Source organism: Ulvibacter sp. 2305UL32-6 (assembly GCF_058148545.1).
Genome location: NZ_JBYVKA010000003.1, coordinates 182,707 through 198,106, shown reverse-complemented (window position 1 = coordinate 198,106; position 15,400 = coordinate 182,707). Strand labels below are relative to the sequence as shown.

10 protein-coding genes are annotated in these 15,400 nt (G+C 38.6%); 8 read left to right on the top strand and 2 right to left on the bottom strand.

What is annotated here, in order from left to right:
* Positions 1-9: 9 nt before the first annotated feature.
* Positions 10-1,224, bottom strand: coding sequence for a tyrosine-type recombinase/integrase (locus tag ACY2RU_RS10615; protein WP_490138434.1), 1,215 nt, complete (start codon positions 1,222-1,224; stop codon positions 10-12).
* A gap of 1,046 nt (positions 1,225-2,270) precedes the next feature.
* On the opposite strand from ACY2RU_RS10615, the gene ACY2RU_RS10610 reads away from it, so the two are divergent.
* Genes ACY2RU_RS10610 through ACY2RU_RS10580 form a run of 7 tightly spaced genes read left to right on the top strand, consistent with a single transcriptional unit; the run spans position 2,271 to position 12,176 of the window.
* Positions 2,271-4,400 carry a TonB-dependent receptor plug domain-containing protein gene (locus ACY2RU_RS10610; protein WP_490138433.1) on the top strand — a complete coding sequence of 710 codons (2,130 nt, stop codon included), beginning with the start codon at positions 2,271-2,273 and terminating at the stop codon, positions 4,398-4,400.
* A 2-nt stretch (positions 4,401-4,402) separates the two neighbouring features.
* The gene (locus ACY2RU_RS10605; protein WP_490138432.1) at positions 4,403-5,815 is read left to right on the top strand and encodes an HmuY family protein; all 1,413 of its coding nucleotides are present in this window, start codon (positions 4,403-4,405) and stop codon (positions 5,813-5,815) included.
* Positions 5,816-5,849: 34 nt separating this feature from the next.
* Entirely contained in the window at positions 5,850-7,085 is a 1,236-nt protein-coding gene (locus tag ACY2RU_RS10600; protein WP_490138431.1) for a T9SS type A sorting domain-containing protein, read from the top strand.
* Positions 7,086-7,092: 7 nt separating this feature from the next.
* Positions 7,093-7,998 carry a DUF6607 family protein gene (locus ACY2RU_RS10595; protein ID WP_490138430.1) on the top strand — a complete coding sequence of 302 codons (906 nt, stop codon included), beginning with the start codon at positions 7,093-7,095 and terminating at the stop codon, positions 7,996-7,998.
* 1 nt (position 7,999) lies between these two features.
* A complete protein-coding gene (locus ACY2RU_RS10590) occupies positions 8,000-9,496 on the top strand; it encodes an ankyrin repeat domain-containing protein (RefSeq protein WP_490138429.1) in 1,497 nt (498 codons plus the stop codon).
* A gap of 1 nt (position 9,497) precedes the next feature.
* Complete coding sequence (locus ACY2RU_RS10585; RefSeq protein WP_490138428.1) at positions 9,498-9,983, top strand: DUF2271 domain-containing protein; 486 nt, start codon at positions 9,498-9,500, stop codon at positions 9,981-9,983.
* Positions 9,984-9,992: 9 nt separating this feature from the next.
* Complete coding sequence (locus ACY2RU_RS10580; protein ID WP_490138427.1) at positions 9,993-12,176, top strand: PepSY domain-containing protein; 2,184 nt, start codon at positions 9,993-9,995, stop codon at positions 12,174-12,176.
* Positions 12,177-12,205: 29 nt separating this feature from the next.
* Here ACY2RU_RS10580 and ACY2RU_RS10575 read toward each other — a convergent pair whose 3' ends face one another.
* Positions 12,206-13,645: a CotH kinase family protein gene (locus ACY2RU_RS10575; protein ID WP_490138426.1), complete on the bottom strand. Its 1,440-nt coding sequence runs from the start codon at positions 13,643-13,645 to the stop codon at positions 12,206-12,208.
* 103 nt (positions 13,646-13,748) lie between these two features.
* Between ACY2RU_RS10575 and ACY2RU_RS10570 the strand changes: the two genes are divergently transcribed.
* The gene (locus ACY2RU_RS10570; RefSeq protein ID WP_490138425.1) at positions 13,749-15,398 is read left to right on the top strand and encodes an alkaline phosphatase family protein; all 1,650 of its coding nucleotides are present in this window, start codon (positions 13,749-13,751) and stop codon (positions 15,396-15,398) included.
* Positions 15,399-15,400 lie beyond the last annotated feature (2 nt).

Sequence of the window (15,400 nt, the reverse complement as noted above, 5' to 3'; positions counted from 1 at the left end):
AACAATGATTTAAAAATTAATGACTTTATCCAAAGCTTCATCCTCGTCTTTATGTGTAAAATTAGATTGATAATTTATGGTTGTCGTTATTGAGGAGTGACGATACAATTTTTGAAGTATTTGAATCGGGATTCTATCACCTGATATTTTACCAAAAGTATGCCTAGCTATATGCATGGTTATTTTTTTGTCAATGTTCGCCTTTATTGCAATAGTGTCTAAATATTTATTAAATTTTTTATTCGCTGTTTTAGTTTTTGCTAAGATATCCCTTGGGTTATTAATAATAGCCTTTGACATTTCAGGAAAGATAAAATCATTCTTATGTGTTTTATCGTTTTTATAATTTTCAATAATAGGAAATAACTTCTCTGGTAGTTTAAGGGATAGTAGTTTGTCATTTTTATTCATTCTATAATGTAAACGCCCGTCGCAAATATCGCCCCATTTGATTTTGAGAATATCAGCTACTCTCATGCCAGCTAGATAGAAACTAAAGAGCCAAACATTTCGAGTGTGTATTTCTGGAGGAGTAAGGTTTTTCAAATCTTCGATTCTTTGGACTTCTTCAATATTTAAGCCTACTTTTTCAGTTTCAGGGAACTTAATTTTAATCTTGTGAGTTCCAAAAGGATAGTTTTTTTGTTCAACAATACCCATTCTTATTGCACGATTGAATAATGTTCGAATAACGATGAGGCAATTAATAACGGATCTATTAGAGTTGTTCCTTTTTGTTTTTAGATAAGAGGAATATCGTCTTAACATTACTTGGTCAATTTCTGTGAATTTGATGTTATCTGATTGTGCAAATTCAATAAAATATTTAATTCTTGCTTTATCAGATGAATAGCGACTAAGCTTCTTTTTCTCTTCAAGTTCTTTTAAATATTCATTTGATAATTTATTAAAAGATTTGGCTCTTGTTGGATTTGTAATTTCTCTTTTAATCTGTTTAGCTGAGATAGCATTGTGATTAGCTTGTAAATCGAGAAGTGTTCTATTGGCTTCAGCGATTTTTTGTGCGATCATATTATTCAAACGACTAGAATTAGGATGTGTTTTTTTGACCTTTTTTTCTTCAATATTCCAATGCTTGGTGTCGATATAGTAACCAGTGTATAAATAAGTTGGTTTTCTGTTCTTAATGATACGCAGGACTATTGGAAATAAGCCTTCCTTATTTGGTTTTTTTCGTAGCAGTACTTTTATACTAGAAGCCATAATTGCATCTTTATTATGGCAAGATAATCATTCTAGGTAAAACATAGGTAAAACAATTATAGATTTTACTTGATATATTATATTCTATTAAAATCGTTGATGATTAGTTAAATAAATGAATATCAGAACATATAGATTCATATAGATACAAGAAGCACTGGATTCAAAATCCAGTGCTTCACGGCGTGCGGGTTCGATTCCCGCCCAAGGTACGAATGAACCACAAAAAAGGTGGATTACAAGCGAGCTTCAAAAAAGGAGCTCGCTTCTTTTTTGATAGCAAGCGATGTGATTCTTTTTGTGGTTCTCAAAGCGACCGTATCGGGAACATTTGCTTCGCAAATGAATCCCGCAGGGAGGTTTGACTCTTCTAATATGTTTTCTCAAAGTTTAAAAAGGAGCTCGCTTCTTTTTTATGCATCCGACGAGCGAAGCGAGAGGAATGCAGTAGTATATAAACGATACTTTTCTGATCTAATTTTTACAGCACTTGTCATTGAATCCCGCAAGGCGTCTTGACTGTCTTGACTATTTTATTGCGACACGAGCGAGATACCGTTTCAAGAACGGCACAGGCTGCTCGCGCTAACTTGTGTGTATTCTGACTTTTGACCTGCCGCGTGTGTGTTTGGTTCATTTTTTCCTTAGATGAAAAAACGAACCAAAAAAATCAAGTTTCAGCGAGGCATTTTCACTTCGTAAAACCGAAATACTACAGCTAAATTTACTTCAAGGCTTCGCAAATTCTTAACGCCTACATATTTCTATGCTGCGCTTCAACAGTTTTAGTGCCTCGTATTAATTTGGATTTTCAATTATAAACTTTGCGTACTCATTCTGATGAAAAGGGGTGCGTCATGTACCATATAGAGCAAGATCCTTTCTTTTTTCTACTGATCCTAAAGGTTGCTTCTACAATGTTCTCATAACCAACTTATGAGAAACGGAGAATTCATTTAATTCATGATTTAATTGTTAAATTTACTCTATTCTTATTTAGAATAAATAAAAATAACTAGTTTTGCGCTTTCATTAGAATCAGAAACATGCGTTTAGTTACTCTTTTAATTTTGCTATTTCACTCTGCGGTATTTTTTGCTCAAGTGCCTCAAAAAAACGATTCGATCGTACCCGAAAGCCTAGGTGAGGTCGTGGTAACCGGGCAAATAAATCCGCAATCCGTTTCTAAATCGGTTGTTGAGGTAAAAGTGATCTCTCGAAAGGATATTGAACGCCAAGCAGGAAATACCTTAGCCGATGTCCTCAATACCACCCTAAACTTAAATATTACACCAAATACCGCTACAGGGAAGAGCGGGGTTAGTCTTTTTGGGCTCGATAGTCAATATGTCAAAGTACTTATTGATAACATTCCTATCATCAATGAAGAAGGGGTTGGAAATAACACCGATCTAACGCTTATCAATCTCGATGATATTGAACGCATTGAAATTGTTGAAGGGGCTATGGGTGTGCAGTACGGTTCCAATGCGGTTTCTGGCATCATCAATATTATTACAAAAAAGTCCTCACGCAACGATTGGGACATCACCGCCTATATTCAGGAAGAAACTGTAGGGGACGAGTATGAATGGTTTGACAAAGGTCGCCATGTACAATCGTTGAAAGTGGGGCACAATTTTTCTGAAAATTTTTACGCCAATCTCGTTTATACCAGAAACGACTTCGGTGGATTCTTTGATGACAAGCAAGGAGCCGATTATGATCAAAACGACGGACTGCGCGGTCACGAGTGGTTGCCGAAACTTCAGCAAAACACCAAGACGCTGCTTTCTTACAAAAAGGAGAATTTCAACATATTTTACCGTTTCGACTACCTAAACGAAACCATTGATCGTTACAATGAAACGGTCGATCCAAATGAAAATCCGTCTACAGGCACTACAAATCCTTCGGCATTGGATGAGATTTATACCAACAATCGGTTTTATCATCATTTAAATAGTACCGGAACCTTCTTTAAAAAGATCGATTATAATATTTCGGTTTCGTACCAAGAACAGACCAAAGATCTTGAACGCTATACCTACCGCATTCGCAGCCAAGAAAAAGAAAACATCGAAGAAGGAGAATACCAGAGTAGAAGCGCTTTTTTCTCCCGCGGAACTTTTAGTAACATTATAAATACCAAAACCGCTAATTTACAATTGGGCTATGAAGTTACAGCCGAACAAGGCTCAGGGTCTTCCCTTGCCATTGTGATCGGCCCTGAAAGTGATGCGATAACTCAAAATTTAAATAACTACGACTTTTTTGCTGCTTCGGAATTGCAGCTTACAAAAAATTTCTCACTACGACCGGGGTTTCGGACTTCCTTCAGCAACCTATTTGACACACAATATATTGGGTCGTTGAGTGCCAAACAGCAATTTGGCGAAGACTGGGAATTGCGCGCAATACTAGGGTCTGCCAATCGCACACCAAATTACAATGAATTGTATACGTTTTTTGTAGATGTAAACCACGACGTACAAGGAAATCCGGCCTTAAATCCTGAAAGAGGAGTTTCGGCTTTTCTGCATATTAAAAAGAAAAGCGCTTTTGCTAACACAGCTTTACGTTTAAAAAACAAGCTAAGTTTTAACTATTTAGACCTTCAAGATCGTATTGAATTGATCGTCATTGATCAGAGTCCGCTGGCATTTCAGTACAACAACATCGACAGCTTTCGGGCTTTAGGTGTCTTTTCAGAAAACGAAATTTATTACAACAATTTTAAAGGGCAGCTAGGCGCTTCGGTTCAAGGTGTTTCCAAAGTATTAGACAGCAATACACAAAGTAATGATGATTTTCTGTTCAATTTTCAACTCAATTCGAACGTATCGTATCTAATTCCGAAGTGGAAAACAACTTTCTCTTTATTCTTTAAACACATCGGGAAACAGCAACAATTTGTTGAAAAAACAAATACTGAAGGTGATCAAGTATTTGTACAAGGCGAAACAGATCCTTACAGTTGGACGGATGCCACCATCAATAAATCATTTTTTGATGGCGCTTTTACTACGACCATCGGGTGTCGGAATCTTTTTGACGTAACTCAAGTAAACACGACAGCATTTAGTGGCGGAACGCATAATGGACCGCCAACGCAAATTCCATTGGGTTACGGCCGCTCCTATTTTTTAAAACTCACTTATAACTTAACACTATAATCATGACATTTTTTAAAACACAAAAGTCAATTCTCGTAATGTTGCTTATGGCAACTATATTTAGCGCGTGTAGCGATGACGAAACTGCTGCCGTTACTGGTGATCCTTTTGTGGTTGCTTTTGAAAATCTTTCGGCGAATTTAGGCGAGATCGATAGCGATCAAGATATTAATTTAGTGTATTCTGAAATGACTTCGGAGCCAGGATCAGTAACCGTCTTGGTGGAAGCTACCAATGCGATCTACGGAGAAGATTTTGATACGAATCCGCCCTTAGAAGGAAATAATATTATCGTTCCTATTTCCGAAGGACAAAATAGCGCAACAATTTCTTTTACCAAGTTGAATGCCTCTTTAGACGAAACTGTAGAGATCAAGTTTACGATCACTGCGATAGATTATCCAAACGCCAACATACAAGGAAATTCAAGCTTTTTGATCAATAGTTCGGCATCTTTAGGACGCGGATTTGAACCTTCGGTTGGTGGAGCGAATCAGCCAAATCAAGTTTATATTGACTTAAGTACCGAAGACCAAACAGCTGTAAAAAGAGATGCATGGGATTTAGGATTTTACGGAGGTTCTGACTTCCGCGTTGGGATCAACGGTTCCATTTATATGGCGGCCGCTCAATTGGAAAGTACCAATATAGACGAAGTAACACAAGCCGACGTGGCAGCGATTCAAGACCAAGTTGCCGTGGGGACTTTTGACCCAGCGAACGAGATCTATATTGATCATCCCGACGGAAATATCACCAAAACGGCCATCGCTTCAGTAAGTGATAATGATGCCAACAACAAGGTATATTTAGTTAATCTAGGTTACGAAGTAGGAACGCTGAGTCCGGCACCAGGAAGTGTTGCTGTTGCTGGTGATGCGCGTGGTTGGAAAAAAATTCGAGTACTACGTCAAGGCAACGGATACCTTCTTCAGTATGCAGATCTCAATGCTACAACACATGAAGAGATTGTAATTTCGAAAAATTCGGCTTACAATTTTACCTTTTTCAGTTTTGATACAAACAGTACCCTTTTGGTTGAGCCAGAAGCTGAAAAGTGGGATATTAATTTCACCGTATTTACAAATATTTTGGAAGGAGCTGGGTCCTACGGATTTTCAGACGGAGTGCTTCACAACCGCAAAGGTGGAGTGACGGCCTACGCTGTGAGTACCGATGATATTGCATATGACGATTTTCAGTTGAGCAGTGTAAATTCTGAAAATTTCGAGCAAGACCAACGGGCAATTGGAAGTACATGGCGCGATGTGATCAATGAAGATAAAGTACTTGTTGATGACATATTCTACATTATTAAAGACGTAAACGGAAATACTTACAAACTAAAATTTACTGCTTTGCTTAGTGACAGCGGCGAACGCGGTTTTCCAGAATTTAAATACAATCTCCTATAATCAACAAATCTAAAAATTTTTAAAAAGTTTCAACATGAAAAAATTAATACTCTTGGCTGTGATAGTAGCCACAACACTCGTAAATGCTCAAGAAACCATAACTATTTCTATGGGAGCAGGATATGAAAATGAAGTATATTTTGATCTTTCAGATCAAACGGAAAATACCTATGAAGCGACTAGCTGGGATATCGCCTTTTTACGTGATAATCCGCAGAATATTGGAATTCGGGTAAACGATGGAATTGGAATTCAAGTTTTTGAAGCCGCCAATGACCCAGCAGATTTTAATACTATTGATATTGCAGACGAAGCGTCTTGGACACCTTTGTATAACGATGATACCAATTGGGATAATGGCGCTTTTATGCAGGGTTCTGCTTCCTATGGTTGGGGAGAATACAATCCGGTAACGCATGTAGTAGAAGGAACCATAGTTTTTGTACTGAAATTTGCAAACGGAACCTATATCAAGTTTATTAACGAGGAGTTTTTTAGTGGCTATACATTTAAGTACGCTACTTGGGATGGTGCAGCATGGGTAGGTGAAACTACCGAAACAATTTTAAACACCACCAACCCAGATCAGCGCTATAATTATTATTCTCTTCAGAATAACACAGAAGTAATAGCAGAGCCCGCAATAGATGCTTGGGATTTCGTATTCACAAAGTACACTACGTTTTTAGATCCTCCAGGACAGTATTACAACGTAACAGGAGTTTTACACAATCCAAATGTGACCGTTGCTCAAAACGAAGAAATTTCGGGTGGCGGCGATCCAAATGGCTTAAATTATTCCGAAGAGATCAATACGATGGGCTACGATTGGAAATCGTTTAATGGTGTGGGATATGATGTAAATAGCGACATGGCTTATTATATCAAGCGCGCAGATAACACCGTGTATCGTCTAACGTTTACTGAGTTTGAAGGTTCAGCGAGTGGAAATACAACCTTTGTTTTTGAAGATGTTTCAGATCTTTTAGGGTTGGAAACGGTTTCTGAAGGGGTTTCGTTTGGAATGTACCCAAATCCTTCCGAGGACAAAAAAGTGACGATTATTTACGATCTAAATACGCTTGGAAGTGCTCCTAGTGAAATGAATATTTACGATAGTAACGGAAGAAACGTATTCACATCAAACTTGTCAAATAACCAAGGTTTTTATAACAAAGAACTTGATCTGAATGCCTTACAGAGTGGCGTGTATATCGTTGCACTTACCCACGGAAAATCAAACATAACAAAGAAGTTAATTTTAAAGTAATCGAGTAATGAAAAAACTAGCAGTAGCAATTTTTACTTTGAGCCTTACTTTCGGTGTAACGGCGCAAAACAAAAAACAACAAGATCAGGACGCCATTAAAGATATGTGTGGCTGTTATGAAGTGACTTTCAATTTTGCTGAAACCTTTCACAACAGCAGTGATAGTCTTTATCGACCTTCAGAAACGAAAATAGACAAAGGATTGGAATGGGCGCAATTGATAAAAGATGCGGACAATGAGATTTCCATTCAGCATATTCTTCAAGTAGGAAATCCTGCAGAACCCATGATCGTAAAGCATTGGCGCCAAGATTGGCTTTATGAGAATACAGATTTGTACACCTATAATGGAGATAACGAATGGAAATATATTCATAAACCAGCGAGTGAAGTTCAAGGTCAATGGACTCAAAAAGTGTTTCAGGTAGATGATAGTCCGCGTTACGAAGGCTCTTCAACATGGGTGCATGTTGATGGAAAAAGTTACTGGGAAAATACGGCCGATGCGCCACTTCCCAGACGTGAATATACCAAACGAAGTGACTACAACGTGACCGTTCGTGGAAATCGTCAAGAAATAACAGATTTTGGTTGGGTACACGACCAAGATAATATGAAGGTGATACGTAAAAGCGGGAAAGAAGATGTTGTATTGGCACAAGAAAAAGGCTATAACGTATATAAAAAAGTAGCCGATAGTCGCTGTGATGCCGCGGCCAAATGGTGGAAAGAAAATGACCAAAAATGGGCTATCGTTCGTGCTAAATGGGATGAGGTATATAAACGTAACCAAGACCTTGTTTTAGAAGAAAAAGTTGATAATAAGGTGCTTTACAAGTACTTATTTGATGACAATTACAAGGCGGAAGCTCAAATTGACGATGTTATAGAATCGTTTGTAAAAAAACCGTAGTATGATAAAGCAAGCCGTATTAAGTATTCTTTTAATGTTCTTTTTTGCTTCGGAAATAGGCGCACAAGAAAATGTATTTCTATCCCGAAGCTACTGGAAGGCAAACCCTTCTGTAGAACAGATCAAAAAGGATATCGCTTCTGGGAATGACCCTTCAGCATTGAATAGCAATGCCTTTGATGGCGTCGTATATGCGTTGCTTGAAAAAGTCAATGATGAGGCAATTAACTATCTACTAACGCAAGAAGGTAATGGTATTGACAAGCGTACGCATGATAGTAGAACGTATTTACATTGGGCCGCCTATGCTGGAAAGACAGGTATTGTAAAAATATTATTGGAAGAAGGAGCTTCGGTAACAGCATTAGATAGTCATGGGAGCACGCCACTTACCTTTGCAGCGGGTGCTGGTCAAAAAGACGCGGCTATTTATGATCTTTTTATTCAATTTGGCGTCAATTTAGCGCAGGAGACCAATGAGGATGGAGCGAATACACTATTACTTGCTGCACCTTTTCTTCAAAGTGAAGAAGATATCGCCTATTTTGAGAACAAGGGTGTCGATATTAATAGTACCGATACTCATGGGAATGGCATTTTTAACTACGCCGCAAAAAAGGGGAATATTGACTTTTTAAAGTTGTTGGTTGATAAAGGAATTGATTATAAAACCTTGAACAATGGGGGTGGTAATGCTTTTCTTTTTGCTGCTCAAGGCGGAAGAGGATATAGCAATCCCTTGGCGGTATATGAATATCTGAAAACACTTGGCTTAGAACCTAATATAGTTGCCAAAAGTGGTTATACTCCCTTACATCGTTTGGCCTATAATACGACCGATCCAGCGATCCTCCAGTTTTTTATTTCGGCGGGAGCGGGTGTGAATCGAAAAGATTCGGAAGGAAACACACCTTTTTTAAATGCTGCTTCGCGGAATACGCTGGAAATGGTACAGTTGCTTTCAGAAAAGGTAACAGATTTTAATGATGCGAATGAAAACGGACAAACAGCGCTCATGCTTGCAGTTCAAGGAAATTCGCCAGAAGTGACCGAGTTTCTTCTGAAAAAAGGTAGCGATGCTTTGGCAAAAGATGCTAGCGGAAATACGCTCGCGTATTATTTAGTGACTTCATTTGACTCAAAAAAGGCAACCGATTTTGAACGTAAATTAAAACTTCTTCAGCAGCAGCAAGTTTCTTTAAACGCGCCACAAGCGGAAGGCAATACTTTACTGCATCTTGCGGCAAAAGCAAACAATTTGGCCTTGTTAAAGCGTCTTTCGGATTATAATATTTCAGTAAATGCTAAAAATGATGAAGGCCTTACAGCCTTGCATCTTGCAGCGATGAAGGCAGAAGATGATAGTTTATTGAAATATTTGATCTCTATAGGTGGCGATAGCGACTTGAAAACAGATTTTGATGAAAGTGTCTATGATCTTGCAAGCGAAAACGAACTTTTGAAAAACAATAACATACCCTTGAATTTTTTAAAATAAGATGAGAAAATTAATAAAAACAGTTCCATTACTCATACTTGCGGCCTTGCTGCTTACGGCCTATTCAACAGCCGATTCTAAAGCGGTCAAGTGTCTAATACAAATGACCAATTATACGGGCGAAGGCGCCTATGTAGTGGTTTCATTGCTGAACCCAGCTGGCGAATATGAAGAAACGCTATATGTTCAAGGAAAAGACAGTGAGTGGTATAGTGAAATTCCCGAATGGTGGAAATTCTACGGAAAGTATCGCCCCAATATTGATGCTATTTCGGGAGCGACCATAAGCGGTGGTGAACGTACCATGACGGTATTGCAAATTCCGGCAGATAAAATTGACAAAGGATATAGTTTGCGTTTTGAAACTTCCGTAGAAGATCAAGATTATTATAAAAATGACCTAGAGTTTCCGCTAACGACTGAAAATTTAAAAAGTAAAAAAGAAGGTAAAGGTTGGATTCGCTATGTGCGAATGCTGCTACAATAACCATAATTCATGACCATTTCCATCTGGAGATATAGTCATTTTCTATTGGCTATTATCTCCTCCTTGTTTTTATTAATAGCATCGGTAACTGGTGTCGTACTTGCTGTTGAGCCGATACAACATCAGACCAATGGCTATATCGTAGCCGATTTGAGTAAAGTCACGCTAGCAACAACCATCGAATCGCTTCAAGCGAATTACGAGGAAGTCTTTGCTTTGGAAGTGGAACGGTCGGGGTTTGTAAAAGCTTCGGTGCTTACACCCGATCTTGAAACGAAGGAAATTTATATTGATCCAATTACCTCAGAAACTCTAGGGGAAGTGTCTGAACGGCCTTTTATTTATAGTTTTGCTACCAACCTACATCGGTCACTATTCCTAAAAAGTACAGGACGGGTTTTTGTGGGAATCTTTTCCTTTTTATTGTGCTGTATTGCCATTACAGGTCTGTTTTTACTGATCAAAAGGCAAGGAGGGATCAAGCGACTCTTTTCTAATGTGCAAAAGGAATACGCCGAAATGCATTACCACGTGATCTTAAGTCGGTGGTTTTTTCTTCCTATCATCATTATTGCGTTGAGTGGGGTGTATCTCTCTGCTGAAAAATTTGATCTGTTACCTGAGGCTTCGGTCGTTTTTAACGAAGACCTTACTGAAAATTCTTCAAATACATTTAAGAGGTCGATTTTTCAACAGACAACGCTTAATAAAGTTCGCAATGTTGAATTTCCTTTTTCCGAAGACCCTGAAGAATATTTTCAAATTGCATTACAAGATCAAGAATTACGCGTGAACCAACAAACCGGAGCTGTGATAAGTAGTGCGCCTTATCCGTTTATTACCCTGGCTTCAAGAATAAGTTGGATGTTGCACACGGGGGAGGGAAATGCCTTATGGGCAATGGTTTTGCTTTTAGCGAGTGCCTCGATCATTTTCTTTATGTATTCTGGTTTTGTAATGACAATAAAACGCAGAAAAAAAATCGCCACTAACGTGGATATGCCTGATAAGGATGCCTGCGAGTATATTATTTTAGTTGGTTCAGAAACGGGATCAACCTATCAATTCGCTCAATCTTTTTATAAGGCTTTAACCGAAGCAGGAAAAAAGGTGTACCTCACCGAACTCAACAATTATATGCTGTTTGCTGAAGCGCGACACATAATTGTCTTCACGGCTACCTATGGCGAAGGCGAAGCGACAACCAACGCTCGGAAATTTGAGACGCTTTTGCCAAGCATTCAGCAACCGCATGCGATTCAATATTCGGTTGTGGGCTTTGGTTCTTTAGAATACCCAGATTACTGTCGGTTTGCGATCAAAGTAGATGGTTTACTACAAGTTCAACAGGCATTTCAACCATTACTTCCATTATATAAAATTAATAATACGGAGAGAGAAGCATTTAAAAACTGGGCTAAACAATGGAGCGAAGCTATAAACATTGATCTAAAGCTGGCGCTTTCAGAAAAAAAGAAAACAAAACTGAAAAAGATTCCTTTTAAAGTCATTGAACGCACCGAGTTAAATCTAGATGATACATTTTTACTCAAGCTAAAACCGCTTAAAAAAGCAAGTTTTGTTTCTGGAGACCTCCTTCATGTTTTTGTTGAAGGGAATGAGGTTTCAAGGCAATATTCTATTGCTAAGATAGATGACACTCTAGTCTTAAGCATTAAAAAACATGAATTTGGCAAGGCGTCTACATTTTTGTATCAGTTACAAGAAGGCGCAGTTCTTGAGGCAGCTGTTGCATCTAATAAGCACTTCCATTTTCCGAAGAAAACATCCTCTGCTGTGCTTATTGCGAATGGAACAGGAATCGCACCTTTTCTTGGGATGATCAATGAAAATAAGGCGACCGAGATCCACTTATTTTGGGGTGGACGTACCCTTGCTTCTGTAGCAATCTATGAAAAGATTCTCAAAAAAAATTTTTCCGAAGGAAATCGAATTAAGTTTTACACGGGCTTTTCAAGAGAAGGCAAGAAAGTATATGTTCAAGATCTATTAGCAAAACAGAGCGAAATGATCCTGGGCGTATTGGAGAATAATGGTTGCTTAATGCTTTGTGGCTCACTCTCCATGCAAAACGATGTCTTGGATACGCTCGAAGAGATACTGGACCAGCATGATCTGGTCAGTTTAGACATTCTTAAACACCGTGGGCAATTGAAAATGGATTGTTATTAATACAGATCGCGCTTACACTAAGATTAAAGCTACAAGTTATCTATATATCCGTCTAAATAAATCAATCGTTTTTGCAGCCATTCTTTCAGATAAGCTAGATCATCTGCTTTATTGTTTTTGTGTTGCCATACAAAACTATCGCGTTCATACACCCCTTCTTCAACAAGGCGTTGGTAAACGGCATCGAGGCGTTCCATAAGCGCTTTTTCACTGTATAGGCTCTTTCGCAACGTATTCCATCGTTTTTTTACATGCTTACGGTAATCATCGGGATTGTTTTCGAGCAACTTATCAAACAAGGTATTACTTAAAATATCGTTGGTGGTAGGAATTCGTTTGCCGTCTTGTATTGTTCCTAAGACTCCGTCTAGATCCCATGGAACAAAGAAATACGGAGCATTTGCTTTATAGCGGGCTAGAAAATAATTTTTAGCACTGTTATCGGTTGCCCGAAGTAGATTGATAAACAAAAAATAGTCGATTGCATTGTCAATAGCGATCTGCTCTCCAATGTGGGCGTTAAATTTTCGTTTGGATGATGTAGCGACAAAATCGATCATATCGTGCACCTCATCATAATGAGCTTCATAGTCTTCGTAAGGATATTCCATGCTAAAACCATCCCACATGGGAAGTGAATTTTTATAAGGGGGAGCCGCTTTAAAGGAGGTGGCATCAGCATAGCGAAGTGCCTTAAAAAGTTCGCCACTAACGATGTTGTTTTTATATTTATCGAGCTTTAGTAGTTTTCTGTCCGGTTGCTCGTTAAAAAGATACATTCCTTGATAAGTGTTATTGAGAAATACTTCCGCATAAAGCACATCGATACCACTTTTCGCTTTTTTTTCCTCTTCGGAATAGTATGGTTTGTGGACGTCCAACCACAATTTGTTTGAAAAATAAGATCGAAGTAAAAGAGGTTCGTTATAAATACTGTTGAAAAGCCAATCATCATCTTCGCGCAAATTTCCAAAGGAAGCATCTTTTGATTTTTTGTTTGAAGCATCTTCCCACAATTCCATATCATAGGATTTCTTCGGATAACGCATGGCGCTGTTTCCACGAAGTTCTATACCTATAGCTGAAGTTAGGGTGTCATTCTTTGAGAAAAATTTGAATTTGGCAGCAATTTTCGGTTCATCCACAATGGTGTCTGAAGTTGTGATATGAATGATCGGAAATGAACTGATATATAAATTAAAGGTGTCATTCTCTTTAACCACACGATATCGTTCTTTTGTATACAATCTTGAGGCTGGTGAAGTAAGGTAATACAGTTCACTGTTGAAACGAATTTTCTCAATAGGCTCGGTTTGAGCGGTTAATTCGTTGAGGTGTGAGGTATTCCAAACAATGATCTTGTGTGCTACATCAATTCCGAAGAAACCATCGGCAGCATCTACTGTTGTTTGGGCGCGCTGACTGCAACTGCTTAAAACAATAAGGAGACATAATAGTTGTTTAATCATAACGTTCTGTTTTGTACATGTTGCATTGCAATACGAATGCCAAAATTAATAACAATTTACTACAAGAATAAAGCATATCTTTAAAAATACGATGTTTCGCATAATGACTCTAAAAATTGTATCCTTCTTATTTTTCATTGCTTTTTGCTTGACAGCACTGTCGCAAAATCCCGCGTTATCTCAGGATTTTAATGCCAAACCCAAGTTGGTAGTAGGTATTGTAGTTGATCAAATGCGCTATGATTATCTCACACGATTTGCTGAAAAATATGGAGAATCAGGTTTTAAGATCTTATTGTTAGAAGGGCATTCGTTTCAAAATCACTTTATAAACTATGTGCCTTCCAAAACAGCACCCGGGCACGCCACCATTCATACGGGCGTCACACCTAGCATGCACGGCATTCTTAATAATAGCTGGTATAATAAGACTACGAGTGAGGTGACTTACTCAGTAAGCGATTTTTCGGTAGATCCCGTAGGTACAGGAAGTAGAACGGCTCAAAGTTCACCTCATCAATTACTGGTCGAGACCATGGGTGATATCAATAGAAAGCATACAAAGTATAAAGGAAAAACCATAAGTATATCTTTAAAAGACCGAGGAGCCGTCCTATCAGGGGGTAAAAAACCTAATGCCGCTTATTGGTTTCGAGGTGAAGGACAAGGGCATTGGATCTCCTCTTCCTATTATATGAAACGTTTGCCGAAATGGGTCATCGAATTCAATGAGGCAAATCAGCTTGAAAAATATATGGAAACCTGGGATACATTTTCAGCAATAGCCAATTATATAGAAAGCGGACCCGACGAAAGCCCTGTAGAGCGCGGCTATCGTGAAAAGGAGAGCACTTCGTTTCCATATGATCTAAAAACCTTAGCGCCCACCAATGGTGGTTATGATCTGCTCAAAGCAACACCTTTTGGTAATAGTTACACTATAGATTTTGCCTTGGCCACTTTAAAAGAGGAAGCGCTTGGCCAAGATGAGATCACAGATTTTTTATTGATCAGTTTTTCGAGTACCGATGATATTGGACATAATTTTGGGGTTGACTCTAAAGAAGTTGAGGACGCCTACATTAGGCTAGACAACGATCTCGCACGGTTTATTAAAGCCCTTAATAGATCGGTTGGACGTAATAATTACACCTTATTTCTCACTTCCGATCACGGTGCCCAAAGCAATCCGAGTTTCGGCTTATCAGCTCAAAATAATGATGCTTATTTTAAGGAAGCCACATTTAAGATAGCACTTGGTGATTTTGTACTTGATACCTTCGGAAATGATAAGATCATAGAGCATATTTCTGGGAATATGATCTATTTAAACGATTCATTGGTAGGTGCTTCAGGAAGAAAAGCTTCGGAAATTGAACAGGTTATTAAAGATCATATCTTAAAGGATCCTGCCATAGGTACTGCCGCAACACGAACGGAACTTTTAGCTGCAAGGATGGAAGAGCTTACCCTGCAAATGATACAAAGAGGCTTTCACCCAAAACGAAGCGGTGATATTGTGTATACCCTTTCCGAGGGGATGTCATTATACGCAAAGACCGGCTCAAGTCATGGGAGTCCGCATAAAGAAGATACTCACGTACCATTGCTCTTCTATGGAGCGGGGATTCAACCTGGCGTCACCGATCGCGAGACCAACCCAACCGATATTGCCCCAACATTGGCAAAGCTACTAGGCATTCCTTTTGTACCTTATTGGAAGGGCGATGTGCTAATGGAAGTCTTTAAATAAGT

Excerpts from the sequence above, each read along its gene's own strand:
- ACY2RU_RS10615 (WP_490138434.1), bottom strand. The coding sequence starts at position 1,224 with ATGGCTTCTAGTATAAAAGTACTGCTACGAAAAAAACCAAATAAGGAA.
- ACY2RU_RS10610 (WP_490138433.1), top strand. The coding sequence starts at position 2,271 with ATGCGTTTAGTTACTCTTTTAATTTTGCTATTTCACTCTGCGGTATTT.
- ACY2RU_RS10605 (WP_490138432.1), top strand. The coding sequence starts at position 4,403 with ATGACATTTTTTAAAACACAAAAGTCAATTCTCGTAATGTTGCTTATG.
- ACY2RU_RS10600 (WP_490138431.1), top strand. The coding sequence starts at position 5,850 with ATGAAAAAATTAATACTCTTGGCTGTGATAGTAGCCACAACACTCGTA.
- ACY2RU_RS10595 (WP_490138430.1), top strand. The coding sequence starts at position 7,093 with ATGAAAAAACTAGCAGTAGCAATTTTTACTTTGAGCCTTACTTTCGGT.
- ACY2RU_RS10590 (WP_490138429.1), top strand. The coding sequence starts at position 8,000 with ATGATAAAGCAAGCCGTATTAAGTATTCTTTTAATGTTCTTTTTTGCT.
- ACY2RU_RS10585 (WP_490138428.1), top strand. The coding sequence starts at position 9,498 with ATGAGAAAATTAATAAAAACAGTTCCATTACTCATACTTGCGGCCTTG.
- ACY2RU_RS10580 (WP_490138427.1), top strand. The coding sequence starts at position 9,993 with ATGACCATTTCCATCTGGAGATATAGTCATTTTCTATTGGCTATTATC.
- ACY2RU_RS10575 (WP_490138426.1), bottom strand. The coding sequence starts at position 13,645 with ATGATTAAACAACTATTATGTCTCCTTATTGTTTTAAGCAGTTGCAGT.
- ACY2RU_RS10570 (WP_490138425.1), top strand. The coding sequence starts at position 13,749 with ATGACTCTAAAAATTGTATCCTTCTTATTTTTCATTGCTTTTTGCTTG.